General features: G+C 45.3%; 23 protein-coding genes, 1 tRNA gene, 2 pseudogenes and 1 riboswitch. Of the genes and pseudogenes, 13 read left to right on the forward strand and 13 right to left on the reverse strand.

Going from position 1 to position 26518, the window contains the following annotated elements:
- Window positions 1-11 precede the first annotated feature (11 nt).
- From PTE_RS00640 to dinQ, 4 genes and pseudogenes are all read left to right on the forward strand, one after another.
- Window positions 12-722 (forward strand): hypothetical protein, encoded by a 711-nt coding sequence (locus PTE_RS00640; RefSeq protein WP_036843431.1) that lies wholly within the window; start codon window positions 12-14, stop codon window positions 720-722.
- The gene (locus PTE_RS00645; protein ID WP_036842238.1) at window positions 694-1230 is read left to right on the forward strand and encodes a baseplate complex protein; all 537 of its coding nucleotides are present in this window, start codon (window positions 694-696) and stop codon (window positions 1228-1230) included. Before PTE_RS00640 ends, PTE_RS00645 begins: the two co-directional genes overlap by 29 nt.
- Window positions 1230-2879 (forward strand): annotated as a pseudogene (locus PTE_RS00650) (hypothetical protein). The gene PTE_RS00645 and the pseudogene PTE_RS00650 overlap by 1 nt, the downstream one beginning before the upstream one ends.
- A 462-nt stretch (window positions 2880-3341) precedes the next feature.
- Window positions 3342-3413, forward strand: a complete 72-nt coding sequence (gene dinQ / locus PTE_RS27100) for a damage-inducible type I toxin DinQ (RefSeq protein ID WP_376744740.1) — start codon at window positions 3342-3344, stop codon at window positions 3411-3413.
- Between the two features lie 483 nt (window positions 3414-3896).
- On the opposite strand, the gene PTE_RS00660 is transcribed toward dinQ, so the two are convergent.
- The 5 genes from PTE_RS00660 to rpsU all read right to left on the reverse strand — a co-directional run bounded on the left by PTE_RS00660 (window position 3897) and on the right by rpsU (window position 9363).
- Complete coding sequence (locus tag PTE_RS00660) at window positions 3897-4166, reverse strand: helix-turn-helix domain-containing protein (protein WP_036842245.1); 270 nt, start codon at window positions 4164-4166, stop codon at window positions 3897-3899.
- A 691-nt stretch (window positions 4167-4857) separates the two neighbouring features.
- Window positions 4858-4934: transfer RNA gene (locus PTE_RS00665), tRNA-Ile, on the reverse strand.
- Between the two features lie 325 nt (window positions 4935-5259).
- Window positions 5260-7110 (reverse strand): RNA polymerase sigma factor RpoD, encoded by a 1851-nt coding sequence (rpoD, locus tag PTE_RS00670; RefSeq protein ID WP_036842247.1) that lies wholly within the window; start codon window positions 7108-7110, stop codon window positions 5260-5262.
- 170 nt (window positions 7111-7280) lie between these two features.
- Window positions 7281-9026 (reverse strand): DNA primase, encoded by a 1746-nt coding sequence (gene dnaG / locus PTE_RS00675; RefSeq protein ID WP_036842248.1) that lies wholly within the window; start codon window positions 9024-9026, stop codon window positions 7281-7283.
- A 121-nt stretch (window positions 9027-9147) separates the two neighbouring features.
- Window positions 9148-9363, reverse strand: coding sequence for a 30S ribosomal protein S21 (gene rpsU, locus PTE_RS00680; protein WP_001144069.1), 216 nt, complete (start codon window positions 9361-9363; stop codon window positions 9148-9150).
- A 306-nt stretch (window positions 9364-9669) separates the two neighbouring features.
- Here rpsU and tsaD point away from each other — a divergent pair, with 306 nt between their 5' ends.
- Window positions 9670-10683, forward strand: coding sequence for a tRNA (adenosine(37)-N6)-threonylcarbamoyltransferase complex transferase subunit TsaD (tsaD, locus tag PTE_RS00685; protein ID WP_036842249.1), 1014 nt, complete (start codon window positions 9670-9672; stop codon window positions 10681-10683).
- A 72-nt stretch (window positions 10684-10755) separates the two neighbouring features.
- On the opposite strand, the gene plsY is transcribed toward tsaD, so the two are convergent.
- Window positions 10756-11412 carry a glycerol-3-phosphate 1-O-acyltransferase PlsY gene (gene plsY, locus PTE_RS00690; RefSeq protein WP_036842251.1) on the reverse strand — a complete coding sequence of 219 codons (657 nt, stop codon included), beginning with the start codon at window positions 11410-11412 and terminating at the stop codon, window positions 10756-10758.
- A gap of 106 nt (window positions 11413-11518) precedes the next feature.
- Between plsY and folB the strand changes: the two genes are divergently transcribed.
- Complete coding sequence (folB, locus tag PTE_RS00695; RefSeq protein WP_036842252.1) at window positions 11519-11869, forward strand: bifunctional dihydroneopterin aldolase/7,8-dihydroneopterin epimerase; 351 nt, start codon at window positions 11519-11521, stop codon at window positions 11867-11869.
- 178 nt (window positions 11870-12047) lie between these two features.
- Window positions 12048-12866, forward strand: a complete 819-nt coding sequence (bacA, locus tag PTE_RS00700) for an undecaprenyl-diphosphate phosphatase (protein WP_036843432.1) — start codon at window positions 12048-12050, stop codon at window positions 12864-12866.
- A 93-nt stretch (window positions 12867-12959) separates the two neighbouring features.
- On the opposite strand, the gene PTE_RS00705 is transcribed toward bacA, so the two are convergent.
- The gene (locus PTE_RS00705; protein ID WP_036842255.1) at window positions 12960-14186 is read right to left on the reverse strand and encodes a multifunctional CCA addition/repair protein; all 1227 of its coding nucleotides are present in this window, start codon (window positions 14184-14186) and stop codon (window positions 12960-12962) included.
- A gap of 14 nt (window positions 14187-14200) precedes the next feature.
- Window positions 14201-14821 (reverse strand): TIGR04211 family SH3 domain-containing protein, encoded by a 621-nt coding sequence (locus tag PTE_RS00710; RefSeq protein WP_036842256.1) that lies wholly within the window; start codon window positions 14819-14821, stop codon window positions 14201-14203.
- A 266-nt stretch (window positions 14822-15087) separates the two neighbouring features.
- On the opposite strand from PTE_RS00710, the gene PTE_RS00715 reads away from it, so the two are divergent.
- From PTE_RS00715 to PTE_RS25520, 4 genes are all read left to right on the forward strand, one after another.
- A complete protein-coding gene (locus PTE_RS00715; RefSeq protein ID WP_036842257.1) occupies window positions 15088-16038 on the forward strand; it encodes a CYTH domain-containing protein in 951 nt (316 codons plus the stop codon).
- Between the two features lie 16 nt (window positions 16039-16054).
- Entirely contained in the window at window positions 16055-18898 is a 2844-nt protein-coding gene (gene glnE, locus PTE_RS00720; RefSeq protein ID WP_036842258.1) for a bifunctional [glutamate--ammonia ligase]-adenylyl-L-tyrosine phosphorylase/[glutamate--ammonia-ligase] adenylyltransferase, read from the forward strand.
- Between the two features lie 84 nt (window positions 18899-18982).
- Complete coding sequence (gene hldE / locus PTE_RS00725; protein WP_036842259.1) at window positions 18983-20407, forward strand: bifunctional D-glycero-beta-D-manno-heptose-7-phosphate kinase/D-glycero-beta-D-manno-heptose 1-phosphate adenylyltransferase HldE; 1425 nt, start codon at window positions 18983-18985, stop codon at window positions 20405-20407.
- Between the two features lie 264 nt (window positions 20408-20671).
- Window positions 20672-20812 carry a hypothetical protein gene (locus tag PTE_RS25520; RefSeq protein ID WP_157890161.1) on the forward strand — a complete coding sequence of 47 codons (141 nt, stop codon included), beginning with the start codon at window positions 20672-20674 and terminating at the stop codon, window positions 20810-20812.
- 998 nt (window positions 20813-21810) lie between these two features.
- On the opposite strand, the pseudogene PTE_RS00730 reads toward PTE_RS25520, so the two are convergent.
- The 5 genes and pseudogenes from PTE_RS00730 to ubiK form a co-directional block, all read right to left on the reverse strand.
- Window positions 21811-22082: pseudogene (locus tag PTE_RS00730) on the reverse strand (PAAR domain-containing protein).
- Between the two features lie 3 nt (window positions 22083-22085).
- Window positions 22086-23054: a DUF3396 domain-containing protein gene (locus PTE_RS00735; protein ID WP_036842264.1), complete on the reverse strand. Its 969-nt coding sequence runs from the start codon at window positions 23052-23054 to the stop codon at window positions 22086-22088.
- Window positions 22939-23307 carry a hypothetical protein gene (locus PTE_RS26115; RefSeq protein ID WP_241826121.1) on the reverse strand — a complete coding sequence of 123 codons (369 nt, stop codon included), beginning with the start codon at window positions 23305-23307 and terminating at the stop codon, window positions 22939-22941. The genes PTE_RS00735 and PTE_RS26115 overlap by 116 nt, the downstream gene beginning before the upstream one ends.
- 2 nt (window positions 23308-23309) lie before the next feature.
- Window positions 23310-23495: a hypothetical protein gene (locus PTE_RS00745; RefSeq protein ID WP_036842267.1), complete on the reverse strand. Its 186-nt coding sequence runs from the start codon at window positions 23493-23495 to the stop codon at window positions 23310-23312.
- A 483-nt stretch (window positions 23496-23978) separates the two neighbouring features.
- Entirely contained in the window at window positions 23979-24266 is a 288-nt protein-coding gene (gene ubiK, locus PTE_RS00750; RefSeq protein ID WP_036842269.1) for a ubiquinone biosynthesis accessory factor UbiK, read from the reverse strand.
- A 135-nt stretch (window positions 24267-24401) separates the two neighbouring features.
- Window positions 24402-24579, forward strand: a riboswitch (FMN riboswitch).
- A 153-nt stretch (window positions 24580-24732) separates the two neighbouring features.
- On the opposite strand from ubiK, the gene ribB reads away from it, so the two are divergent.
- Together ribB and ygiD are read left to right on the forward strand one after the other, a co-directional pair.
- Window positions 24733-25386 carry a 3,4-dihydroxy-2-butanone-4-phosphate synthase gene (ribB, locus tag PTE_RS00760; RefSeq protein WP_036842270.1) on the forward strand — a complete coding sequence of 218 codons (654 nt, stop codon included), beginning with the start codon at window positions 24733-24735 and terminating at the stop codon, window positions 25384-25386.
- Window positions 25387-25580: 194 nt separating this feature from the next.
- A complete protein-coding gene (gene ygiD, locus PTE_RS00765; RefSeq protein WP_036842272.1) occupies window positions 25581-26366 on the forward strand; it encodes a 4,5-DOPA-extradiol-dioxygenase in 786 nt (261 codons plus the stop codon).
- Window positions 26367-26518: the final 152 nt, after the last annotated feature.

A 26518-nucleotide genomic window follows, 5' to 3' on the forward strand; every position in this document is an offset into this window, starting at 1 on the left:
GGCAACGGAAAATGATGCGCATCTCCCCGAATATGGCGGGGATGCATTGCTCGATGCTATCCGTCCATCCGTTCGTATACGGCATCGGACATAAAACGGACAGCGGTCGCTATCTGAGTCCGGCAAACGCCATCAATTATCTGGCAAATAAAATCAGGGGCGCTGGAAACATAAGCGCCGTTGTACTCATGATCTGCGCGAAAACGCATAATGAATTTATACAACATTTAACCCAATTTTCAGCGGTGTTGCCGTTGCCGGTATTTTCTCAGGTCACCCGTATGGCAAAGACAGCGGAATGTCTGGCGATCACCAAAATGCAATTGCCTGGGAGATCGGGGGGCGGTTTGCCTCTGCCTCAACCGTTTTCAACATCGACCAGCCGCCTGGCCGTGAATGCGCAATTGGTTGAGCAGGCGAAGGCACAGGCCAGTGTGAGCAATAGTATTGCGGGATTGAAATCGCAATTAACACACTTCACCACGGCAAGACAGAACGCCTTACAACAAGTCACTGCCGCCCTGAATGGCGTCAGAGACAAATCGTCGGGTGTCTGGGTATTCTCAGAGAAAGGGAATGGTGCATTTCTGGCCGAAAAATTGCGTCAGGATATCCCTGAACAGGACGCCGTTTACACGCTGTCGACACTATTTACCGGGGACGATATTAGCGCATTAGAAAGGATGCTACACAATGAGCCAAATTATCACACTCGCCCTTGATGGCGAGGCCATACCATTAAAAAGTCTGACCGTAACCCCATCGGTGGTATTTCAGGACACAGACCAAAGCGGCCAGTCATCCAGTACCGCCGTAGCGGAGCAAGGCATTAAGCCCAAGGAGTTACGTGTTACGGGGATCATTCCGTTTACTGAGCAAAAAACGCTGTCACGCCTGTTTGCACTGGCGGAGGCCAAAGATAAGGGAAATCTGAAACGTTATCGTGTCGCTAACCTGACCGCAGGTGCTATCAATTTTCGTATCGGGACATTCACCCATACCCTTGATGCCAGCAAAATCGACGGTAAACAGGCATGGCAGGTCACATTTACTTTGCGTGAACATTTATCTGTTGCCGAGAACCGGGACGCCCGCACTGCTGATAATATTCAGGCCAAAAAGCAAACAGGTCAGGGCGCAGCCGCAGCAAAAGAAGCGCCGGAAAAATTAAGCTGGTTTGAAAGAAAAGTATTGAAACCGATTAATGACAAAATAGGACCCGGCAAATAATGACACCGATTAACCGGCTCTATCTTTCTGGCGATGAAATTCATCTGGTTGACGCTAATATTATGCTGGAACTGTCATCCTGTGGCCGGGGTTTTATCACGGCGGAAACGACAATCGATTACACTGGAAAATTGGTGCGGCTGGATGTGGGTTACACGGATTTGGTGTTGCGCTGGTTCACGGGCTATGTGGAACGCTCACAGCCAGCCCAAAACGGTTACCAGCGTTTGTTCGTGCGAGAGCTGGTCGGCGTGTTTGACCGATTATGGCCGTGTTCATTTCAGCATCCAACCCTGAGCCAGATTGTGGGCTGGTTGCAGGAACACAGCGGACTGACCTTCATATTGCCGGATGCCCCTTATACGGAGACACCCATCCCGCATTTTACCCATTATGGTACCGGCTATCAGTTGCTGGCTAATCTTGGGCAGGTTTTTTCGATTGAGGATTATCTCTGGTATCAATTGCCGGATGGTTCGGTTTATGTCGGCAGTGGGGTGCATTCGATGTTTGCGGGGAAACATGTGGAAATCCCCAATGAGTTTAGCCAGCGCCAGTCCGCAGGCAATGCGATGACTATTCCCATGATCCCATCATTGCGCCCAGGTGTGGTAGTCAATCAGCACCGGCTGAACAAAGTTAATCTGAACAATGAAAACATGGTGATTACATGGGAAGCCATCAACGAATTGATCGGTCAGTCTCAGACCAGAACGCCCATGCAGCGCCAGATTGATGCCGTCTACCCCGAATTGTCGGCAGGGTTGCACTTACCCAAATTTGCCCGCATTGAGGCACACACCGAAAGCACGGTTAGCGGTGATATTTCCGACCCATTCCGGCCACGCTATGCGGTTGATGTTCAATTGCTAGATAATGATGGTCAGGATGCCGCTGTCCCTGTTTACCACGCTGTCCCGCTGCCTTTGCCGATGGCGGGCAGTGAATCCGGTCTGTTTCAATATCCGCCAGTCGGAACGGTGGTTGAAATTGCTTTTGAGGCAGGCAGGCCGGATAAGCCCTTTATCCGGCAGACATTAAGCTAGGGCAATACCTTGCCCGATATCAAGCCAGGCGAGCAATTGCAGCAGCAGCGGGCGGAAGTCTCGCAGAGAGTGACGCAGGAGGGGAGTTGGATTCGTCAGACTGACCAGATCATTAATGAATCGTCCATGCACCGTGAAGTCAGGGCAGACACGGAAACACGTAACGTAGTCGCACCGGAAACCACGATACAGGCTACGGATAAAACCACGGTTTTGGGCACGTCTACGCTATTGGCGGGCGCTGTCCAGCAAATCTCAGACGGTGACTATAGTGTGGCGACATCATCAAATTTCGTTGCCAGTGTGGGGAAAGAGGCCAATGTTGAAGTTGGGCAAAAGCTGATAGAGAAAATTGGCCTGCTTAAGCAGAGCATCGCCGGAGCCAGGCAAGAAATCATCGCGCCCGTGGTTTGGGTGGGCAGCCAGCAAATCAATGTCATGACCTTGATGTTAGAGACGTTGGATGTGGTTAAAGCACTGGCGGAACAGATTGCCGCCCATACTCACCACAACACAGGCACGCCGGAGAACGCCAGCGCGATAAGGAACACGGCTTATAAATCGGATGGGCTGAAACAGAAATATTCGCCTGTGATTGGTTGAATATCATCCCATTTATATGAGCTTTTTTACGCTATGACATAGGTTGATAACACCTTTTTTAAGGTGTAGACTGATTGTGTTAGCAGGAGAATGTCGCGCTAGAACCGAGGCTACCAATCTCGTATAGCACAAAGACAAACCGCCCTATCCAAGGGTAAAATTAAAAAACCAACCTCACCAGTTGGTTTTTTATTTTTATCTACTCATCATTTTAATTGATTGAATCATTTGAAAATAAACCTATAATCAATGGCTGTTAGTTTGGGGTAGCGTTCTGACCTGTGTATCTCTGACGCAAGTTTTCGCAAGTCCTGGCTGAGTACAGGTGGTGCTGATTCAGTGCCTCGGTCAGAGCGCGATATTCTCCTGCTAACACAAGATGAGGGCCAGTCGGACAGGCAGCGTAAAGGCAATGGCTGGTTAAGTCGTGCTCCTAACTGGAGCAAACGGGTGAAAGCATTTATTGACATTGCTATCATCGTTCTCAAAGCGTTAATCGCGCTTTTAGAGCTGATCCGTGCATTTCTGAAATAGGTAACGGAAACGTAGCTAAGGCCATCGGGGTAACCTCCCGGTGGCCTTTAACATTTACCGCTTTTGCTCAAGCAAGCCACTCTTGTTTAAGTGGCCCAATATATTGATCTAACAGCTTAAATTTGGTAGTCCCGACTGGACTTGAACCCGTGTTCAAGCGGTTATTGCTCTGGTAGTATGGGAGGATAGCCAACAGATTAGTGTAGTTTACCGCGAGTCATACACATAATAACATTGGGACGCCTTTTTAAATGCGGTATCAATCAACGCTACGGGTTCGTGTTCTGATGGTCTGAAACACATTATTGATTAATTATCTCGCCCGCAAAATATGCGGGCTGTTTTACATCTTCATAGAGCTATGAATACAATTCTGATATTAAAAGAATGGGCAATAAGTGTAATAAAAAACTGATAATTCAGCGTGTTATATTAGCTTAGTGATTTAAAAGTTGTCGTTACTTTTTCGGATATAGAAATAACTTATGTAATATCAGAATTGTTTGGTAAATCATTTCGGACGGTTTGTTTGATAGGCTGCTTATTTTCGTCAAAATACCGACTGGGCCATATTTCAGCAGGTGTGACACCAATTTCCTGAGCAATTAACAATTCCCCTTTAGGCCAGGGGCGCGTTAAAGCATTTGCTAATGTTGAAGAGCTTAAGCCGTGCTCTCTGGATAATGATGCCAGCGTTTTATTCTTCTTACGTATCGCTGCGATAATATCGGCGGTATGCCAGTCTTTTTTCATATTCCTGCTTACCTCTTTGGTGGTGGCGATTCAAACAGGGTTCGCAGTACCGGAGAACATCCAATCCGGCGAGGCATAGCCTCCCCTGCCTGAACCGCCATAGAAAGAGCGATAACAGGCACACTGGTAAGAAAACAACCTTACCAGTGGGATGTTCGTTCAAGGCTGCGACCCCCTGACCATCGGATTTTGCCGATGGCAGTGCTACTTTAACTGATTGTATTATCTGACTCAAGAATCAAATAAATACCTTAGTGACGGTTTGCCTCGCTGCGCTTATGACGAAATAAATGAACTTATGGCGAAAACGGCACTACACCGCACCCGCCTGCACGTTTTGGATCAAAAGAGGATCACAGAGAAAATCATAACTAATTGATAATAAAGTAAAAATAATATTTTGCGTGAGAAGTAAGATTACGAAGACAGGTTAAGGACAATTTCAGAACACAGAAACGGTGCGGTTTTGTGGTCATTGATAAACTGAAATCGATTGAATCAGTAAACATATATTTCACTGACCGAAAAAACTTTTTCATTTGGTTCGATGGGGGAGGAAAACAATCGATAAAAGAAGTGAGACACGGGATGCTAAAAAATCTCGTGCGACACTTTTGCGACACTTTACTATAGACATAAAAAAACCACTCTTGCTTGAGTGGTCTATCTATCTGATTTCACAGCTAAAATCTGGTGGCCCCTACTGGACTTGAACCAGTGACCAAGCGATTATGAGTCGCCTGCTCTAACCAACTGAGCTAAGGGGCCGTTGGATGGGAAGGATTATACGTACAGTTTTGCTCGCGGTCTAGCTTTGTAAATTCGTATGATCACTTTATATACAGAATTGGGTTTTTATTAAGTAGTGGAAGGGGATAGCGGTATATATTGGTTGTTTTTATGGCTTATTTATCGTTTTTATAAATCATTGAATTAATTTTTAATAAGATCTTTGGCGTTATCGGGTCATATTATTATCCCGATGATCAATATATTTTTATATGTGATTATATTAATCATCTTCCCTTTATAAAAAAACAAAAGCGTCCGCCGAAGCAGACGCTTTTCAGTTAGCATGATTTAAAATCACCGATTATTCATCTAGGAAGCTACGCAGTACCTCAGAACGGCTTGGGTGACGTAGTTTACGCAGTGCTTTCGCTTCGATCTGGCGGATACGTTCACGGGTGACATCGAACTGTTTACCGACTTCTTCCAATGTATGGTCAGTATTCATATCGATACCGAAACGCATGCGCAGCACTTTTGCCTCACGGGCAGTCAGGCCAGCCAGAACATCGTGGGTTGCTGAACGCAGGCTTTCTGAAGTTGCAGAATCCAGCGGCAGCTCCAGCGTTGTATCTTCAATAAAATCACCTAAATGTGAATCTTCATCATCACCAATCGGGGTTTCCATTGAGATAGGTTCTTTGGCGATTTTCAGTACCTTACGGATCTTATCTTCCGGCATTAACATCCGTTCCGCCAGTTCTTCCGGTGTTGGTTCACGTCCCATTTCCTGCAACATCTGGCGGGAAATACGATTGAGTTTGTTGATTGTCTCAATCATATGAACGGGAATACGAATGGTACGAGCCTGGTCGGCGATTGAACGTGTAATTGCCTGACGTATCCACCATGTAGCGTAAGTTGAGAACTTGTAACCACGACGATATTCAAATTTATCAACCGCTTTCATCAGACCGATATTACCTTCTTGGATCAGATCTAAGAATTGCAGACCACGGTTGGTATATTTTTTGGCGATTGAGATAACCAAACGTAAGTTGGCTTCAACCATCTCTTTTTTCGCACGGCGAGCTTTTGCTTCACCGATGGACATCCGACGGTTGATATCTTTCACCTGTTCAATGGTTAAACCGGTTTCTCCTTCAATCTGACGAAGTCTGTTCAGACTACGTTGTACTTCCTCTTCAACTTCAAGTAATTTTTCAGACCACGGTTTGTTCATTGCTTTTGCAGCGGTGAACCAAATGTCACTGGTTTCATTACCGGAGAACAGAGTGATGAAGTTCTTCTTCGGCATTTTGCACTGCTCAACACACATTTTCATGATTTGGCGTTCTTGAAGGCGAACGCGATCCATCATAGAACGCATGTTGTTGACCAGATAATCAAACTGTTTTGGCACCAGACGGAACTGTTTGAAAACTTCTGAGAGCATTAAGATTTCAGCAGCCGTATTTGGATGGTTACGGCCATTTTTCTTAATTTCCTGACGAGTGATCTCATACTGCTCTTGCAGTTCCTGGAATTTCTGGCGAGCTAATTCCGGATCGATGCTGTTGTCATCATCACCATCGCTATCGTCATCACTGCCTTCATCTTCTTCGTCTTCATCATCATCAAGTTCTTCCTGTGGGAGCTCAGAACCAACGTGAGTGGCGGTAGGCGCGAGGTCTTCTTCTGCGTTCGGGTCAACAAAACCGGTAATAAGATCTGACAGGCGGGCTTCACCTGCTTCGACGCGATCATATTGTTCCAGTAAATAGGTGATTGCCTCAGGGTATTCAGCAACAGAGCACTGTACCTGATTGATGCCATCTTCAATGCGTTTAGCAATGTCAATTTCACCTTCCCGGGTCAATAACTCAACGGTACCCATTTCACGCATGTACATGCGTACCGGGTCGGTGGTACGACCGATTTCAGATTCAACGCTAGACAGGACTTGCGCAGCAGCTTCCACAGCGTCTTCATCTGTGTCGTTAGTGGTTTCTGCTAGCATCAGATCATCGGCATCAGGTGCTTCTTCCATTACCTGAATGCCCATGTCATTGATCATCTGGATGATATCTTCGATCTGATCGGAATCGACGATATCTTCCGGCAGATGGTCATTGACCTCAGCATAGGTCAGATAGCCTTGCTCCTTACCACGGGTGACAAGTAGCTTTAGCTGTGACTGCGGGTTTTGCTCCATAAGACGGTATCCACACTTCAGAGTATTTGGGTTGGTGTCGGTCGGCGAAACTAATCTGCCAACAATAACTTTTAGGGGCGTTTTCGTTGTATTGCCACTGCCCACTTATAGCGGCAAAATGTAGGGTTGTTTCCCTACCTAATGCGGCACTTAAGCCGTGAATTCAGTATTTACTTTCTGGCACGGGATTCATTAATTAAGCGAACTTCTTCGCGCTCTTCCGGTGTCAGGCCTTCGGTTCTTGCTCTGGCGATAAGAATATCTAAACGTTCTTCCAACGCTGAATCAACGAGATGATCCAACGCGTCACGAAATGTATTTTCTGCTATTTCTTCTATTTGTATATCGTTCCATGCAGCTAATTTTTCAAGTTGTTTACTAAATTTGTTGTCACGATATTGCTCTAGCAACTGTCCCGTTGTCAGCCCTGGCTGAGTAAGACAAACCTCTACAAGCTCCATAAACAATGGCAAACCTGCAATTTTGGCCTGCATAATTCCCTGTAGCGGGGGAACTAAAGCGGCTAAGTGTGGGTTTTGTATCAACAGTCCTATAAGTATACGCATAGTTGTCGGTTTTAGCTGTGGCATCTGATAATTATTCCCACTTTCCAGACGCTGCGGTAATAAACGTTCCAACTGTACTGCATCGGGAATACCTAACATATTGCCAAGTTCTTGCCTCATATAGAGACGCAGAGTTTCTCCCGGGATCTGGTTAATCAATGGTACAGAAAGTGAACTGAGTTTTGTTTTCCCTTCAGGATTACTCAAGTCAACTTGTGGTAGTAACGATTCGAACAGAAATTCAGACAACGTGTGAGATTGTTCCATTCTTTGTTCAAATGCTTCACGGCCTTCTTTACGAACTAGTGAATCAGGATCTTCGCCGTCAGGCAAAAACATAAAACGTAACTGCCTACCATCATTAAGATAAGGCAGCGCTGTTTCCAAAGCTCGCCATGCTGCGTCACGTCCTGCTCTGTCGCCATCGTAACAACAGATAATGCTGTCAGTAGCGCGGAAAAGTAACTGAATATGCTCCGATGTCGTCGAAGTACCTAACGAGGCAACGGCATAATCAATACCAAACTGCGCCAGAGCCACCACGTCCATATAACCTTCAACCACTAATAACCGTGAACGGTCATTGTGATTTTGTTGCGCTTCATAGAGGCCGTATAGCTGGCGGCCTTTATGGAAAATTTCAGTTTCTGGTGAGTTGAGGTATTTTGGGATCGCATCTCCCAGAACCCGTCCACCAAATGCAATCACGCGCCCCCTGCGGTCACGGATTGGAAACATGACTCGTTCACGGAAACGGTCATAAGTACGGCCATTATCATTTGACACCAGCATACCGGCGTCATTTAACTGTTGACGATCTTCCGTGCTACGGCCAAACCGTTTCAAAGCGTTATCCCAGCCAGCGGGAGCGAAGCCAATCGAGAAACGGTGGATAATCTCTTCACTAAGTCCACGTTGAACCAGGTATTGCCGGGCTTGCTGTGCAGCGGGGCTATTTAGTGAATTCTGATAGAAGCTGTTGAGCTTATCCATCAATTGATAAAGATTTTGTCTTTGGTGGCGTTCTATCTGACTGCTGCCGGAACCTGTTTCATAAGGGACTTCCAGCCCGTGCATAGCAGCCAATTCTTCAATAGATTCGACAAACTCCAGTCTATCGTAATTCATCAGAAAATCGATAGCGTTGCCGTGAGCGCCACAACCAAAGCAATGATAAAATTGCTTATCGCTATTAACAGTAAACGAAGGTGTCTTTTCATTATGAAACGGACAGCACGCGTGGTGATTTTTACCCTGTTTTTTAAGTGGCACACGAACATCGATCAGGTCGATAATATCGGTACGAGCTAATAAATCATTGATAAATGCGCGCGGAATTCGTCCAGCCATAAGCCCTTTTTACGCCTGTTGATGAACGACAATAAGCCGCGCTCCCTTTCGGAAAGCACGGCCCTTATCTGCAACTACTGTTGTCTGCAAATTCAATCACTATGCGGGTCAACCGCAAGGATTAGTACAGACGAGTGCGGCGTGCGTTTTCACGAGCCAGCTTTTTAGCGTGACGTTTTACAGCAGAAGCTTTAGCGCGTTTACGTTCAGTCGTTGGTTTTTCATAGAATTCACGACGGCGAACTTCTGCTAATACACCTGCTTTTTCGCAGGAACGCTTAAAGCGACGCAGTGCTACGTCGAATGGCTCGTTTTCACGTACTTTAATTACCGGCATGTGCCTCTCACCTCAATAGAAATCGGTCTTGCTGGCGTGGGATGCCAGCCATCTTAAAATGGTGCGGAATTTTACTTCAATGAACACGGCTTTGTAAAGCGCCGCAGCAAATTGAAACAACAACATTACCATGGTGACTTACAGCGAAATTTGCCAGTCAGTTCCGTAATATTGAAGATAACCACACAGGGATTTTACGTAGGGCGCTGATTATAGACTAAACAGTAAAAATAGTCAGCATGTAAACCGCGCAAATTATCTTATTAATGATAAACTGGCTCTCTCCTGTGGAATATAGGTAGTGTAATGCGAGTTTTAGGTATAGAAACGTCTTGCGATGAAACCGGAATCGCAATTTATGACGATCAAGCCGGTTTATTAGCAAATCAATTATACAGTCAGATTAAATTGCATGCTGATTACGGCGGTGTTGTGCCTGAACTGGCTTCACGTGACCATATCCGCAAAACCGTTCCCTTGATTCAGGCTGCTTTGAAAGAGGCAGGATTAACTCGTAAAGATATTGATGCAGTGGCTTATACTGCGGGTCCTGGTCTGGTTGGCGCATTGTTGGTAGGGGCGACTATTGGCCGTTCTCTGGCATTTGCCTGGGATGTTCCGGCGATTCCTGTCCATCATATGGAAGGGCATTTACTGGCTCCGATGCTGGAAGATAATAGCCCTGAATTCCCGTTTGTGGCTTTGCTGGTGTCCGGTGGTCATACTCAGCTTATTAGCGTAACCGGTATCGGTGAATATGAGCTGCTTGGTGAATCGATAGATGATGCCGCGGGTGAAGCATTTGATAAAACCGCTAAATTACTGGGTCTGGATTATCCGGGAGGTCCGTTACTCTCCAAGATGGCTCAGAAAGGGGAAGCCGGACGTTTTGTGTTTCCTCGTCCGATGACAGATCGCCCAGGGCTGGATTTCAGTTTTTCAGGACTAAAAACTTTTGCGTCTAATACGATTCGCAGCAACAGTGATGATGAGCAAACCAGAGCGGATATTGCCCGTGCTTTTGAAGATGCGGTTGTTGATACATTAGCGATTAAATGTAAAAGGGCGCTTGAGCAGACCGGGTTCAAGCGGCTGGTAATGGCAGGTGGCGTCAGCGCCAACCTCACGTTGCGTACCAGGATGAAAGAGGTCATGGCAAAATTGGGCGGCGAAGTATTTTATGCGCGTCCTGAATTCTGTACAGATAACGGCGCTATGATTGCGCTTGCCGGTATGATCCGCCTGAAAGGCGGAGTAAGTGACTCTCTTGGCGTGGCAGTTAAAGCCCGCTGGGCACTGTCTGAATTACCTGCATTATAAATCTTTTATATAGTGAAAATAGAAAACCAGTCACTCAATCAGCAGTAGCTGGTTTTTTATTTGGCAACGTTGTTAATCTTCTTTTCCTTGCTCTTTCTCTGCCTGAATTTTTTCTTCCTCAGTCATCTCTTTTTTTCTTTTGAGTTTGTTCCAGATACGACTTTCCTGGCCGCGCCACAGGCGCTGGATATTATCATGGTGACGGAGCAGTACCAGACAGCAGAGCATGGCAACCGGAAAAGTAAATTCAGGTTTAAACCACCAGACATAAAAAGGTGCTATCAAAGCGCTGACAATTGCACCTAGAGAGGAATAACCACTCAGTAGTACCGTCAACAGCCAGGTACCTGTCATCAAACCCATCAGATCCCAGCCAATTGCGGCAATCGCACCAAAAGCCGTTGCTACTCCTTTACCGCCTTTAAAATGGAAAAAGATCGGATAAATATGGCCGAGACAAGCAGCTATTGCCGTAATTCCCAGATAGAAAGGGGGAACATTAAGCTGATAAGCCAGCCAGACTGGGACCATACCTTTCAGAACATCACAAATCAGTACCACTGCCGCAGTACTGCGGCCACCAATCCGTAATACATTTGTCGCTCCTGGGTTACCTGAGCCATGCTGGCGGGGATCCGGCAGCCCAGCCAGCCGACAGATAAGTATTGCGCTGGAGATTGAACCGCAAAGATACGCGAAGATAATCATACCAAGCGCGATAGCACTCATAATGTCTCTCCAATAATAATGGTCGTTTTCTTAGCCTAGTCATGGATAATACGCATATTTAGTCGGAAGTGGTATCCGACAAGTTGAAAAACAGGAAAGCGACGTGATGGATATCGTATTTATTGAGGAATTAACGGTCATTACCACCATTGGTGTTTACGACTGGGAACAGACCATTAAACAGAAGTTAGTGTTCGATATCGAAATGGGATGGGATAATAAACGCGCATCTTCCAGCGATAATGTCGAACATTGCCTGGATTACGCTAAAGTTAGCGAAGCGGTTATCAACCACGTAGAAAGTCAGAGTTTTGCTCTGGTTGAAAGAGTGGCGGAAGAGGTGGCCAATCTGTTATTAAACCGTTTTAATTCGCCGTGGGTACGGATAAAAGTCAGTAAGCCGGGGGCGGTGGCACAGGCTCGTCAGGTCGGTGTTGTTATTGAGAGAAAAAAATAATCCGATCAGCAGTGAATTCAGTTGTCATATTATTGTCATTATTCTTGCATAGGCTGGCATGCGTCATTGCCAGGCGTGATAATTATGTCAATTGATTAATGGCAATGGAAAAATGGTAGCTGGATTCATCTGTGCTACCTGTTTTGGAGATTTGTTTAATGGAGTGCGATCTCGCTATATGACTGACCTTTCTACCTTGTTTCATGCATTTATTCTTGGTGTTGTTGAAGGGCTGACTGAGTTTCTTCCTGTTTCCTCAACGGGTCATATGATCATCGTGGGTCATTTGCTGGGATTTACCGGCGATAAAGCGGAAACATTTGAAGTTATTATCCAGCTTGGATCGATTCTTGCCGTGGTAGTGGTATTTTGGCGTCGTTTGTTTGGGTTAATTGGTATTCACTTTGGTGAAGCTCCTCACGAAGGTAAAACCAACGGCAAGCTGAAACTGAGCCACATTCTTTTGGCGATGTTACCTGCGGTAACGCTTGGATTGCTGTTCCACGATACTATTAAATCGCTGTTTAACCCACAGAGCGTTATGTACGCCTTAATTATTGGCGGTGTGTTACTGATTATCGCAGAAATTCTGAAACCTAAGACACCGAAAGCAGAAGGGCTGGATGATATTACTTATCGCCAGGCTTTTATGATTGGTTGCTTCCAGTGTTTGGCATTGTGGCCGGGATTCTCCCGTTCAGGCGCGACAATTTCGGGTGGAATGCTGATGGGGGTTAACCGTTATACCGCATCAGAGTTCTCGTTTATTCTGGCTGTACCGATGATGATGGGGGCGAGCGGGCTGGATTTATATAAGAGCCTGCATTTTTTGACTGCTTCTGATATCCCAATGTTTGCTGTTGGTTTTATTACTGCATTTATTGTCGCATTGATTGCAATTAAAACCTTCCTGGCATTGATTAAGCGTATGTCTTTCATCCCATTTGCTATCTACCGCTTTATTGTCGCCGCCGCTGTTTACTGGGTATTTATGTAGTGAATGATTCCCCTGATATCGATTTAATTCGGATATCATCCAACGTTTGATATCAGGGGATGCACAGAATATTTGATCTTTCAGACAACAGTATTAATTTTGTTGTTGCTTCCATTCAGCCAATGCTTGCTGACGCTGGCGTCGTAACTCATCACCAATATCCGCACCACGTAAGCCGTTGTCTACAATACTTTTCACCTGGACCTGGCTGGCAACCTTAAATGCCTGTTGCAGATAATGACCTTGTGGATAGGGGGTATTTTCAAAACCGGTACGACCCCGTGCATCTGCTTCGCTGGTGATAATTAACTGATCTATTCGCTGAGGTTTACGCCATGCATCAATGGAATCAAACAATTTAAGCAATGTTTTTGGCCGCAATTGATCGATGGTATGCACTAAGTCATGATATTGAGCGACCAGTTTTGCCAAATCACGGGCGGAATGAGGAACACGCAGACGTTGGCATAATTGATCGACTAATTTAGCGCCTGCGGGGCCATGTCCATAATGATGAGGCCACTGTTCTGGCGGTGTCAGTCCTTTGCCAAGATCATGGCATAAGGCAGCAAAACGGCTATCTATTTCGTCTGTCAGATCAGCGACAACTTTCAGTACCATCAATGTGTGAATACCGGTATCAATCTCAGGATGCCACTTCTCCGGTGCGGGAACGCCAAACAGATTATCAATTTCAGGAAACAATACCGCCAATGCACCACAATCACGCAAAACCTGAAAAAAAACTTGTGGTGAATGGGTGGAAAGGGCTTTTTCTGTCTCTTTCCAGACACGCTCCGGTGTGAGTGCTGATAACTCTCCGTTAGTTGCCATTTTTGACATTAACGTTAATGTTTCTGGTGCGATGGTAAATCCCAAATGGGCGAAACGGGCGGCAAAACGGGCTACCCGTAATACCCTCAGTGGATCTTCAGAGAAAGCATCGGAAACATGGCGCAAGATACGATTATTTAAGTCATCAACCCCACGGCAAGGATCGACAAGTTCGCCTTCGAATGTTTGAGCAATCGCGTTAATGGTCAGATCACGGCGCAGCAAATCATCTTCCAGTGTGACATCCGGCGCGGCGTAGCAGGTAAAACCCGTATATCCTGGGCCGGATTTTCTCTCAGTGCGTGCCAGCGCGTACTCTTCATGGTTTTTGGGATGCAGGAACACCGGGAAATCTCTGCCAACTTGCTGATATCCCTGAGACAATAGCTCTTCCGGTGTCCCGCCAACAACAACCCAATCCCGTTCTTTCACAGGAAAGTTTAGCAGGCGGTCGCGTACTGCACCGCCAACCAGATAGATTTTCACCTGAATATTCCTTATCAACTCATCCAACGGTCATTACGCTTACGACGCGGAACCATATGTGGTAGTAACAGCCCTAAAATTAAACCCGCACCTGCAACACCACCGCCGTACATAAACCATTGCAGAATGATATTGCGTTGTTTGTCATCAAGTTGCAGATTCGCAGCATCAAGTTTTTTCTCTGCCACAATCAGTTTATTTTTCAAATGCTCATTTTCTTTTTTCAGCCCTGCAATAATGTCACTGCTGTTTGAAACGTTTTGTTGCATGTCGGCAGTGCGCTGATTCCAGCTATTGTCTATATTGGCTAGCTTATCTGTCAGTATTTTGATTTCCTGCTCCATCTCTGGGAGGCGTGTGCGCAAGCTCGGTTTATCACTGAGCTGGTTAATGGGTAGCCAGACAATACGGTCTTTATCATCCTTCACCTGAGCGTAATTACTGTCCCGGTTGATGCTTATCAATGTGACTTCATCACCGGCATTCAGTGTGCCGGCGATACGATATTTGTTACCCGGTCCAGCGTGCGTATAGGTAGATAACTCATCAGATACATAGCGCTTTTCTTCCGCGTGGGTAGTAAGCGAAAAGCTTAGGCTCAATAGCGTCGTAAGAAGTAAAGGTAATTTTCGCATTGTGATTTCAACTATTCTTTATCTATGGTGAGTTTAGAATTTGATAGTAAAGAGTTAAGTTTGCTAGAGCAAACAGTAAACCAAAATAGGAACTATCTTAACGGGTCGAATACGGGGCTTACTGGTTGTTTGTTTAACAGCACGTTTTTTGCCAATTACTATCATAACTTTCAGAACAGAGAAAATTTTAATTTTTTCACTTAATCATAGAAAAAAGTAAAAGCGGGGTAAGATAATGACCAAAGATTGCCATCAATGGTGCAAATATGAGTGTAGAAATTGAATTAAAACTTATCGCCAGACCGCAGGCTATTCCTGGAATCTGTCAGCAATTATTGTTATTTCCTCATCACTACTTTGCTCCTCAGAAACTGACCAATATCTATTTTGAAACAGCGGATAACCAACTGCGCGGTCTTGATATGGGGCTGCGTATCCGTGGTTTTGATGATCAATATGAGATGACAATCAAAACAGCGGGGGAAGTGATCGGCGGGTTGCATCAACGGCCGGAATATAATGTGCTATTGTTAAAGCCGGAACTGGCGTTGACGTTGTTTCCACCTCATATCTGGCCTGAAAACTGTGATGTGGAAGCGTTGCAATCCCGTTTAAATGCGTTATTCAGCACTGACTTTATGCGGGAGAAGTGGGTGGTTACTTACGGGCAAAGTGAGATTGAAGTTGTGCTCGATCAGGGAGAAATCATCGCGGCAGGCCGCAAAGAACCCATTTGTGAGTTTGAATTGGAGCTGAAACAAGGAACTGTAGCGGATGTATTAGTGTTGGCCGTTGAGTTGGCAAAATCAGACGGCTTGCGACAGGGAAATAAAAGTAAAGCTGCTCGTGGCTATCAGTTAGCCCAAGGAAAACCAAAAACAGTTTTGCCTCAAGTACCGGTAGAAATTGATATGCAGCAGTCATTACCTTCTGTACTTTCGTCAATATTGGCTCATTGGCAAGAGCAGGAAGAGCGCTGGCTGATTGGCTTGTCAGAAAATCGGGATGGCTTGCAGCAAGTATTGACTTTAGTTCAGCGGGCGCTTGAATATTGCAATGAGCCGGCAAGCAGGCCGGAACAGTTGGATGGTCAATTAGCGGCGATCAACCAGAAATTATCAGCAGCGGAAACAACGGCTGAAACGCTGTGTTACAGCTCAGGCTATTTGCAATGTAAGCTGGCGCTGACTATATGGTTGATCCATCTCTCCGCTTGAATAACAGGAATTCTCTATGTTGCCACTTTCAACCCCGCTTTTGGCTCAGTTACCGAGTGTGACTAAGCATTTTCAGGAGCTGGCTTTGTGTGTTGAAGCTTTTGCTCCTCATGAGCAGGCTGTGTTATCACTGAGTGATTTTGTTGCTGAAAACCTTAAAATTCACCCTGAATGGTTAACTGAAATCCGCCAGAATCCACCGCAAGCGCGGGAGTGGCATCAATACGCTGAATGGTTGCAACAGGTACTTTCATCCGCAGAGGATGAAAATACCCTGATGCGGGTTTTGCGTCAGTTCCGTAACAAAATTCTCGTCAGAATTGCCTGGTCACAGGTGCTGCACACCAGTACGACTCAGGAGACATTGCAACAGCTCAGTATGTTGGCTGAAACGCTGATTATTGCCGCTCGCGACGGGTTGTATCAGCGTTGTTGTCGTGATTGGGGAACCCCTTGCAATGAGCAGGGCGAACCACAACCTCTGTTAATTCTGGGCATGGGGAAACTGGGTGGTGGCGAGCTGAATTTCTCTTCCGATATTGATCTGATTTTTGCCTATCCTGAAAACGGTATTACCCGCGGTGGCCGCCGTGAAATGGACAACGCTCAGTTTTTTACCCGTCTGGGGCAGCGTCTTATCAAAGTCCTCGATCAGCAAACGGTAGATGGTTTTGTTTATCGGGTTGATATGCGTTTGCGTCCATTTGGTGACAGTGGTCCACTGGTATTCAGTTTTGCCGCATTGGAGGATTATTATCAGGAACAGGGGCGTGATTGGGAGCGTTATGCGATGGTTAAAGCGCGAATTATGGGCGCGGGTAGTGAATCGTATTGCGAAGAATTACGCCGGATGTTAAGGCCGTTTACCTTCCGCCGTTATATTGATTTCAGTGTGATTCAGTCCCTGAGAAACATGAAAGGGATGATTGAACGTGAAGTTCGTCGCCGTGGTTTGAAAGACAATATCAAACTGGGTGCGGGTGGTATCCGTGAAATTGAATTTATCACTCAAGTATTCCAGCTTATTCGGGGTGGCCGTGAATGGTGTCTGCAATCTCCGGCTCTGTTACCCACGCTTCAAGTAATAGAAAAACTGGAACTTTTGCCGTCATCACAGGTAGAACAACTCGCTGACAGTTACCTCTTTTTACGGCGGCTGGAAAATCTTTTACAGTCAATTAACGATCAGCAAACTCAGACGTTGCCAGAAGATGAACTGAGCCGTTCACGGTTGACGTGGGGAATGGGATTTGAAAGCTGGGATGAGTTGATGATTGCATTGAACAGCAGGATGGGCGCTGTTCGGATTATTTTCACGCAATTAATTGGTGATGACAGTGATAATAATGAAGAAGAAGCTGGTCATGTGCCATTTAAGAGCTTATGGCTGGAAAATCTCGAAAAAGAAGAGTTAATCATACTGGCTCCGCATCTGGATGAATTGGTTGCACAGCAGATATTACACGTCATTGCTCTATTCCGTCAGGATGTGGGAAAAAGAACCATTGGCCCTCGTGGACGTGATGTACTCGATCATCTGATGCCACGTTTGTTGGTAAAAATCTGTTTGCGACAAGATGCCAATACAGTGTTGGAGCGAGTTATTCCATTGTTGTTGAGTATTGTCAGCCGCACAACTTATCTGGAACTGATGTTGGAATCAGAAGCCGTACTGACACACGTTATCCGACTGTGTGCGGCTTCACCGATGATTGCTACTCAGCTTGCCCGTCACCCCTTGTTGCTGGATGAGCTGCTTGATCCCCAATTTCTGTATAAGCCGCTGCCTCTGAATGCCTATAAAGATGAACTGCGGCAATATTTGTTGCGAATACCGGAAGATGATGAAGAGCAGCAATTAGAGGCTCTTCGCCAGTTTAAACAGGCGCAATTACTGAGAATTGCGGCGGAGGATATCACCGGCGTGTTGCCGGTGATGAAAGTGAGTGATCATCTCACTTATTTGGCAGAGGCAATTATTGAGGCGGTGGTTCAACAGGCGTGGGGACAAATGGCAAAACGTTATGGTGTTCCATCACATCTGGATCAGCGGCAAGGGTTGGGATTTGCTGTGATTGGTTATGGCAAACTAGGGGGATGGGAACTGGGTTACGGTTCTGATCTTGATTTGGTTTTCTTGTTGGATTGCCCAATGGATGTCATGACCGAGGGTGATCGATCGATTGATGCCCGGCAATTTTATTTGCGTCTTGCCCAACGCATTATGCATCTGTTCAGTGCCCGAACTTCCTCTGGTGTGTTGTATGACGTCGATGTCCGCCTGCGACCTTCGGGCGAATCAGGAATGTTAGTCAGTACCATCGGAGCATTTGCTGATTATCAGCAGAATGAAGCGTGGACTTGGGAACATCAGGCATTAGTACGCGCCCGGATGGTATTTGGTGATGAAAATTTGCATCAGGATTTTGAACGGATACGCCATCAGACATTATGCACAGGACGAGAACCGGCTTTATTACGTCAGCAAGTTCGGGAAATGCGGGAGAAGATGCATAAACATTTAGGAAGCTGCCATTCAGATCAATTTGATATTAAAGCTGATCCGGGCGGGATCACGGATATTGAATTTATTGCTCAGTATCTGGTATTGCGTTACGCCCCTGAAAATGAACGCTTGACGCGCTGGTCGGATAATGTGCGGATTTTTGAGTTAATGGCAACTTATGGAATTATGGATAAAGCTGAAGCCGCCACATTAACGCAGGCTTATATTTCCATGCGTGATGAATTGCATCATCTGGTGTTACAGGAGTTTTCCAGCCGGGTATCAGCCAATTGTTTCAGTAAGCAGCAGGAACAGATAGGTCATAGCTGGCAACAATGGTTGGGTGAACAATAACGGGTTATAGCGGTTTGGTGCATGGATTTTACTGGCTTATGGTAATATTTGGCACCTGTTGATATCTGATATTTGGAGCAAAGGATGAAAGTGACACTCCCGGATTTTCACCGTGCAGAAGTTTTAGTTGTCGGAGATGTGATGTTAGACCGCTATTGGTATGGACCAACCAGCCGGATTTCACCGGAAGCCCCGGTACCTGTCGTCAAAGTCAATACCATTGAAGAACGTCCGGGAGGGGCGGCTAACGTTGCTATGAATATTGCTGCCCTTGGGGCGAATTCACATTTGGTTGGTTTGACGGGGATTGATGATGCGGCGCGTGCGTTGGATGAAAAACTGAGTAGTTTTAAAGTGCGCTGTAATTTTGTTGCTGTGCCGACTCATCCGACAATTACCAAACTGCGGATACTTTCCCGTAACCAGCAGTTAATCCGCCTGGATTTTGAAGAAGGTTTCGATAACGTTGATGCGCAACCGATACTTGAGCGCATTGAACAAGCGTTACCTCATATCGGCGCATTGGTTCTGTCTGACTATGCTAAAGGCGCGTTGAGTCAGGTTCAAAAGATGATCAAACTGGCAAATGATGCCAACGTACCGGTGTTAATCGATCCGAAAGGGAGTGATTTTGAACGCTATCGTGGCGCAACTTTGCTAACGCCGAATTTGTCTGAATTTGAAGCGGTGGTAGGCCACTGCAAAGATAACGACGAACTGATTGATAAGGGCACTAAACTGGTTAAGGACTTGGATCTTCAGGCATTACTGATTACCCGTTCTGAACAGGGGATGAGTTTATTGAGTGTTGATCAGCCGCCACTGCATTTGCCAACACTGGCTCAGGAAGTGTTTGATGTGACTGGTGCTGGCGATACGGTGATTGGTGTGCTGGCAACGGCGATGGCGGCTGGAAAGCCACTGAATGAAGCCTGTTTCCTGGCGAATGCTGCCGCGGGTGTTGTGGTTGGCAAATTGGGGACTTCAACGGTTTCGCCGGTTGAACTGGAGAATGCTGTTCGTGGCCGTGCTGAAACCGGTTTTGGTGTTATGAGTGAATTTCAGCTTAAGCAGGCAGTGGCTCATGCTCGCCAGCGTGGCGAAAAGATTGTGATGACTAATGGCTGTTTCGACATTCTACATGCGGGTCATGTCTCTTATTTGGAACATGCTCGTAAACTGGGTGATCGGTTGATTGTCGCCGTTAACAGTGATGCATCAACTAAGCGGCTGAAAGGTGAAACCCGTCCTGTCAATCCACTGGAACAACGAATGATAGTGCTATCGGCGCTGGGGGCTGTGGATTGGGTTGTTCCGTTTGAAGAAGATACGCCACGCCGTTTGATTACGGATGTTCTGCCGGATGTATTGGTGAAAGGTGGAGACTATAAGCTTGAAGAGATTGCTGGCAGTGAAGAAGTTTGGGCTGCGGGTGGTGAAGTCAAAGTGCTGAACTTTGAAAACGGTATTTCAACAACCAATATCATTAACGCGATTAAAAAGCAGTGAATAATGTTTTATAAAACGGAGTTTGCTGGGAAATAAGGTACTGGCAGGAGTATGCCGATTGGAGTGAAGAATTAGCGACACTCCAGCGGCATGGTTTTGTACAGGGCGGGATTTTACTTTGTTTTTTAATTCATTTAGCAGCCATTTTATACTCCACTTATTTTACATTTACCTAATTTGCCATAATCATTTAAAAGCGCGAATATAAAAGCATTAATATCAAAGGCGGATTTAACTCAATGAAACTTTTCAGCAGGAGCGTTAATGGCATTTAATCGAAAATCATTAACCATTAAAAGCGAGTTGAAAAGAAATCCGCATGGAGAAGAATATTACCCGAATAAACGGGGATTAAAACGCTTTCTCGCCGGTTATTTTATGAAGAAAACTGAAAAAATAATGTAATAAAAAAGGGATAAAATGGTTAATCCGGCAGGATTTAAACCCTGAAAATGGGGCGGATTATCCGAGAAAAAGCAAGGGTATTTTTATCTCATCAGGTTATTTACTGGTTGATTTATGGAGAAAAAATAAAAAGGATTAACCGATGAAAACCACTCAGGATTGCCAGTAAATCTTAATCGTAAACGATATGACGGTGATGAAAAAAGGGAAAACACAATATCCGATGATGATTAAACTTCATAAAAATCAGGTATTAAAAGTGGTAAAAACAACGGTGAAAACGTTATGCCGATTAAAACCATAAATTAAAACAATAGCATTTAATAACAGTTTAAACACTGCCTATCATAAAACTCAGGGCAGGATTCCATTTTCCATAATTATTTAAAAGCGCGAATACAAAAGCATTAAGGCTTTAATATTAAAATCGGATTTAACTCAATGAAACTTTTCAGCAGGAGAGTTAATTGAGTTTAATCGAAAATCATTGACCATTAAAAATGAGTTTAAAATAAATCCGCATGGAGAAGAGTATTACCCGAATAAACGGGGATTAAAACGCTTTCTCGCCAGTTATTTTATGAAGAAAACTGCAAAAATAACGTAATAAAAAAGGGATAAAACGGTTAATCTGGCAGGATTTAAGCCCTGAAAATGAGGTGGATTATCCGAGAAAAAACAAGGGATGTTTTTATCTCATCAGGCTATTTACTTATTGATTTATGAAGACAAAATAAAGGGTGGTGACTTATTAAAACAGCGGGTAAAACAGCGTCAGTAAAGATAAAAAGTGGATATGATTAGCATTTGTTAAACGTAAAACACGATCGCTAATGATGATTAAACTTAATAAAAAGCAGGTGTTAAAAGCGGTAAAAACAACGGTGAAAACGTTATACCGATTAAAAACCATAAATTAAAACAATAGCTTTTAATCACAGTTTGAAACCTGCTCTGGTTTTATGGGTATTTCAATTAAGGGCCTTGGAATGTGATATTTATGACCGCACCTTTAATCGGCAGGCACCGGTCGAACAACCACAATTAACCCGGTGTCCCTCCAGTGCAACAGGTATTCCCTGTATATTGAACAAATTGGAGCCTTCCGCAATAGCCCCGGTTTGTTTACAGGCGGGACAAAATACCGGATCGCCTTTACGGGCAACCGCCAGTTGTTGGTTGACTAAGCCGGAACCATTTAAAACATCGCCTCCGGTTGTGGTGGTATCACCTTTAAGGATAATTTTTTTCCTTCTACTATACTTCGCATTATTTACTCCGTTGTATTTTCCGCTTCGCGTATTAAATGCCAAATCGTTGTGCCTGACTCCGCACCCTGAACATCAAAAGTCATCGCGCCCTGAGCAAAGAAATATTGCTTGCCAGGAATGCTGTCGGTTCGCCAGAATCCGCTGACTAGCGCAGGATTGCCGCCTCTCAGTGGGGTCACATGCAAAGGTCCACGGTCATAGCGGGCATACCAGGCCAGTGTGGACGCTGTAGTAAAATGACCGGCACCATAAAAATGCAGAGAATGCCCTTCACGGGGACTCACCCGTATCGGGCGTATCAGCTGGTTAATGGCAAAATAACTCTCCGGGACACTGCCCGGCAGCGGGGTCAGATCCGGATATTTCCCTGCGCGTATCATCAGACCATCGCGGTAAGAGCTAATGACCACATCGGTGTAGCGGGCCAGCATTGCGCGTATCCAATGTTCCCCACCCAATTTCCCTACAAAGCGTTTGGACAGCAGAGTGATCCAATTAATGCCACGGATGGAATGTTCATACTGTAATTTGGCTGTATGCACTGCCGAGTTCACTTGCAGGGAGGGGTAGCGTTGCGCTAACTGGTACTCCAGGGGAAAATAGTCATAGTAATCTTTGGGTAAGATCAAACAGTAACCACAGTCTCCACTGTCGGGTTCGAGCTGTTCACACAGAAAGTCCAGCCATGCCATAAATCGGGTCATGCCCTCTTCCACTTTGGCAATATTTTCCGGTGAATATTTTTTTAACCCTTTCAGCTCATGACGGTGAAAACGCAGGTGAGTACCAAACTCCTCCCGAAAGCGGCGGTAACAGGCCAGAATGCACTGTTTTTTCTCCTGCGTGTAACCCTGTTTAAAAAACAGGGTAATTGAGAGACCCAGGCGGGAAACGGTCAGTCCATCGCCATTGATAAAAAGAAAAGAGGTCAGTTGTGATCTCAACCGGGCAAAGTAATCTACAGTTTTCATCATTTTCTCCGTGAATTATCAGGCGGTAGCCAATTTCACACTCGCCAATATTAATCAACCCGCTCATAATGATTTGATTAAGAAAACGGATGGCACCCTGCTTAGTGATAATCATTGCCGGCAGACGCAGGGCATATTCAGCTTTTTCCGCCAGATAACAGGGGTCTTCATCGGCGGGAAAGATCCCGATTTCCATCGTACAGTTAATTGAGGTGACGGCCGGGCACATCTTGCCGCTGTTGGATATTGCCATACTTATTTCTCCTTAAACTCCATAACACTGAAAGGTTGTTTGGGATAGTGAGCCAATCCGACAGGTAAAGACTGATCCATCCATATTTGAACCCTTGCATAATTCTGAAACGGGGTAATGACGACAGCGGCCATTAAGTGAGTAATCACGTTTTGTTTTTTTAATCGCGCAGCAAAACGCTTCTTCATATTACCGAGCCGGTGTTTCAACCTGATGGCGCTGAATACAAAGACAGTGCCAGCCTGTTCCGTAGTAAAAAATGCAAGCGGAAAACCCAGTCACTTAATACGTGGCATTTGAGAGAACAATAAACAACTTCCCGTTGAGTCGAGAGGAAATGAATAACAGAGCATTTCGCCCTCTGAACTTTATGACCATAAGATCACGATATTTATCATATGATTATGACAAAAATGTGATACATATCACATAAAATAGCCAATTAATCGCTCTCAATGCATGGAATTAATAAAAGTCGCCGTAAATTTTCGCCTAATTCGGGAGAAATCTAAAACCCCAGAAGTGTCAAGACATCAATCAGGTGTATTTTGGCTGACAATATATGCTTTGCGTGTTTCTATTTGAATTTGGTGACCGTTTTAACGATCACCTTTAATTGAATGGCAATGAGATAAAATGGTGTCGAAGTTAATTAGCAATTAACTTGCCCATTACTCTTCTTTTATTGAGTTATTACCATATGGCGTATTCTTATCTTCAAGCTTCGCCTCTAATTCATTTAAACGCTGCTCCATCGCCGTTAATTTTTCACGGGTACGTAGCAGAACCTGAGTTTGAATATCAAATTCTTCGCGGTTAACTAAATCAAGTTTGCCAAGCTGGGATTGCAAAATCATCCGTAATTTCTTCTCTATATCGTCACCAAACTCTTTAACTCCCTTTGGTAAGGAATCCTGGATTTGGCGGGCAATTTGTTCAATTTTTTTGGGATCGAGCATGATGAATCCTTTTTATGACATAAATAATCTCCGATAGTGTAATACCAGATGGTAAAACCACAAACCATTGTGAGCCAGGTTTCACATCTGATTTTGTTGATTGCCCCCGGTAAATATTAGCGTTATAGTTTGCTGGCTTATCTCAGGGCGGGGTGAAAGTCCCCACCGGCGGTAAACATCAGGTCATCTTACGGGTGACTAGGTGAAGCCCGCGAGCGCTCCGTTTGTAGTTATCTTTATGATAAATCGGAGGTCAGCAGATCCAGTGTAATTCTGGAGCCGACGGTTATAGTCCGGATGGGAGAGAATAACGGCATCTGTCGGGCTTTTTGCCCGTCTGTTGTTCCGGCTATGGTATGCGAACATTATATTAATAATATTAATGTTACGATGTGGTGTCATAGTGAGAACTCCTCAAGACTGCCCTGATTCTGGTAATCCATAAATTTTAATGAGGTTTTTTACCATGAATCAGACGCTACTTTCTGAATACGGCACATCATCAGAACGTGTTGAACGCGCTATCGACGCTTTACGGGATGGCGGTGGTGTGATGGTGCTGGATAATGAAGATCGTGAAAATGAAGGTGATATTATCTTTGCGGCTGAAACGATGACCGTAGAGCAAATGGCACTGACTATCCGTCATGGCAGCGGTATTGTCTGCTTGTGCCTGACAGAGAACCGCCGCCAGCAATTGCAATTGCCAATGATGGTGGAAAATAATTCCAGTCCGTTCCAGACTGCTTTTACTGTAACCATTGAGGCTGCTCAGGGTGTGACAACCGGTGTTTCTGCGGCTGACCGTATCACAACCATTCGTGCAGCGATTGCGGATCATGCGAAGCCAAGTGATTTGAACCGTCCGGGCCATGTTTTTCCACTGCGCGCACAGCTTGGTGGTGTCCTGGCCCGTCAGGGACATACTGAAGCGACAATTGATTTGGTCAGTTTGGCAGGTTTCAAGCCAGCAGGTGTGTTGTGTGAATTGACCAATGATGACGGTTCAATGGCGCGTACTCCTGAAGTGGTCCAATTTGCGAAATTGCATAATATGCCGGTGGTAACCATTGAAGATTTGGTGGCTTATCGTCAGGCAGTAGATCAGAAAGCCAGTTGAAACGTAATCATCTGATAATCGGCTGAAATATCGGTTATAACGCACATATATTTACCTAAACCACAGTTCGCACAAGCTGTGGTTTTCAGTTTTTTTGAATAAATCCATCACCATTGGTACACTGTTTTGCCTGTCTGAAAGGCGTAATCTCTCTGCAAGTATTAAAATTATCTATATTTGGTATGGGAGGTCGTATGAATATTTCCAGAATGCCAGCTCTGTTTGTTGGTCATGGCAGCCCAATGAATGTACTGGAAGAAAATCGTTATACCAACGCCTGGCGTGAGCTTGGCGAAAGGTTGCCTGTCCCCAGAGCGATTCTGGTGATTTCTGCTCATTGGTACACTAATGGCACTGTTGTAACTGCCATGACTCAGCCGAAGACTATCCATGATTTTCGTGGCTTTCCACAGGAATTGCATGAAACTCAGTATCCGGCAAAGGGATTACCTGAGCTGGCCGCTTTAGTGCAAGAAATACTGGAACCTGTGGAGGTTTATGCCGATCACCATCAATGGGGATTAGATCACGGGACTTGGGGCATTCTGATTAAGATGTATCCTCAGGCCAATATTCCTGTGGTGCAGTTGAGTATAGATGACGCTAAGCCAGCGACGTATCACTATGAATTAGGGAAAAAGCTGGCTACTTTGCGAGATGAAGGTGTGTTGATCCTGGGAAGTGGTAATGTGGTACACAACCTTCGTGCCATGAAGCGGCAGGAACCTAATGCTGAACCGTACCCTTGGGCAGAAACATTTAACCATTATGTGCGTGATAACCTTGCCAGCAATGAGCAGCCTTATCCTTTGGTTCATGCATTGGACAGAGAAGATGGTCAGTTATCCAATCCCTCTCCTGAACACTTTTTGCCATTGCTGTATGTCATGGGAACGTGGGATAGAAAAGAGGTGGTTTCTATTCCTGTCGATGGCATTGTGTCCGGGTCACTGAGTATGTTGTCTGTACGGGTTGGTTAAATAGTCAATTTTTGTGCTGTATTGATTGAAGTTTTTTACCCTTTTGTTAGGATCCCCGGTGGCGAGATCATCGCCACCTTGTCCGCGGAAAGGGCTGCGCCCATGATCATTGAAACGGTATGCCGTATGGCTTTCCCTTTTCTGTCTGACTG

The organism is Photorhabdus khanii NC19 (genome assembly GCF_000517265.1).
In the GTDB taxonomy this organism is placed as follows: domain Bacteria; phylum Pseudomonadota; class Gammaproteobacteria; order Enterobacterales; family Enterobacteriaceae; genus Photorhabdus; species Photorhabdus khanii.

Coding starts and splice junctions, on each gene's coding strand:
- PTE_RS00745 (WP_036842267.1), bottom strand. CDS start 23,495: ATGAAGAAGCGTTTTGCTGCGCGATTAAAAAAACAAAACGTGATTACT.
- tsaD (WP_036842249.1), top strand. CDS start 9,670: ATGCGAGTTTTAGGTATAGAAACGTCTTGCGATGAAACCGGAATCGCA.
- PTE_RS00735 (WP_036842264.1), bottom strand. CDS start 23,054: ATGAAAACTGTAGATTACTTTGCCCGGTTGAGATCACAACTGACCTCT.
- bacA (WP_036843432.1), top strand. CDS start 12,048: ATGACTGACCTTTCTACCTTGTTTCATGCATTTATTCTTGGTGTTGTT.
- PTE_RS25520 (WP_157890161.1), top strand. CDS start 20,672: ATGGCATTTAATCGAAAATCATTAACCATTAAAAGCGAGTTGAAAAGA.
- hldE (WP_036842259.1), top strand. CDS start 18,983: ATGAAAGTGACACTCCCGGATTTTCACCGTGCAGAAGTTTTAGTTGTC.
- PTE_RS00640 (WP_036843431.1), top strand. CDS start 12: ATGATGCGCATCTCCCCGAATATGGCGGGGATGCATTGCTCGATGCTA.
- PTE_RS00660 (WP_036842245.1), bottom strand. CDS start 4,166: ATGAAAAAAGACTGGCATACCGCCGATATTATCGCAGCGATACGTAAG.
- ygiD (WP_036842272.1), top strand. CDS start 25,581: ATGAATATTTCCAGAATGCCAGCTCTGTTTGTTGGTCATGGCAGCCCA.
- rpsU (WP_001144069.1), bottom strand. CDS start 9,363: ATGCCGGTAATTAAAGTACGTGAAAACGAGCCATTCGACGTAGCACTG.
- rpoD (WP_036842247.1), bottom strand. CDS start 7,110: ATGGAGCAAAACCCGCAGTCACAGCTAAAGCTACTTGTCACCCGTGGT.
- folB (WP_036842252.1), top strand. CDS start 11,519: ATGGATATCGTATTTATTGAGGAATTAACGGTCATTACCACCATTGGT.
- glnE (WP_036842258.1), top strand. CDS start 16,055: ATGTTGCCACTTTCAACCCCGCTTTTGGCTCAGTTACCGAGTGTGACT.
- PTE_RS00645 (WP_036842238.1), top strand. CDS start 694: ATGAGCCAAATTATCACACTCGCCCTTGATGGCGAGGCCATACCATTA.
- ribB (WP_036842270.1), top strand. CDS start 24,733: ATGAATCAGACGCTACTTTCTGAATACGGCACATCATCAGAACGTGTT.
- PTE_RS26115 (WP_241826121.1), bottom strand. CDS start 23,307: ATGGCAATATCCAACAGCGGCAAGATGTGCCCGGCCGTCACCTCAATT.
- PTE_RS00710 (WP_036842256.1), bottom strand. CDS start 14,821: ATGCGAAAATTACCTTTACTTCTTACGACGCTATTGAGCCTAAGCTTT.
- ubiK (WP_036842269.1), bottom strand. CDS start 24,266: ATGCTCGATCCCAAAAAAATTGAACAAATTGCCCGCCAAATCCAGGAT.
- plsY (WP_036842251.1), bottom strand. CDS start 11,412: ATGAGTGCTATCGCGCTTGGTATGATTATCTTCGCGTATCTTTGCGGT.
- dnaG (WP_036842248.1), bottom strand. CDS start 9,026: ATGGCTGGACGAATTCCGCGCGCATTTATCAATGATTTATTAGCTCGT.
- PTE_RS00715 (WP_036842257.1), top strand. CDS start 15,088: ATGAGTGTAGAAATTGAATTAAAACTTATCGCCAGACCGCAGGCTATT.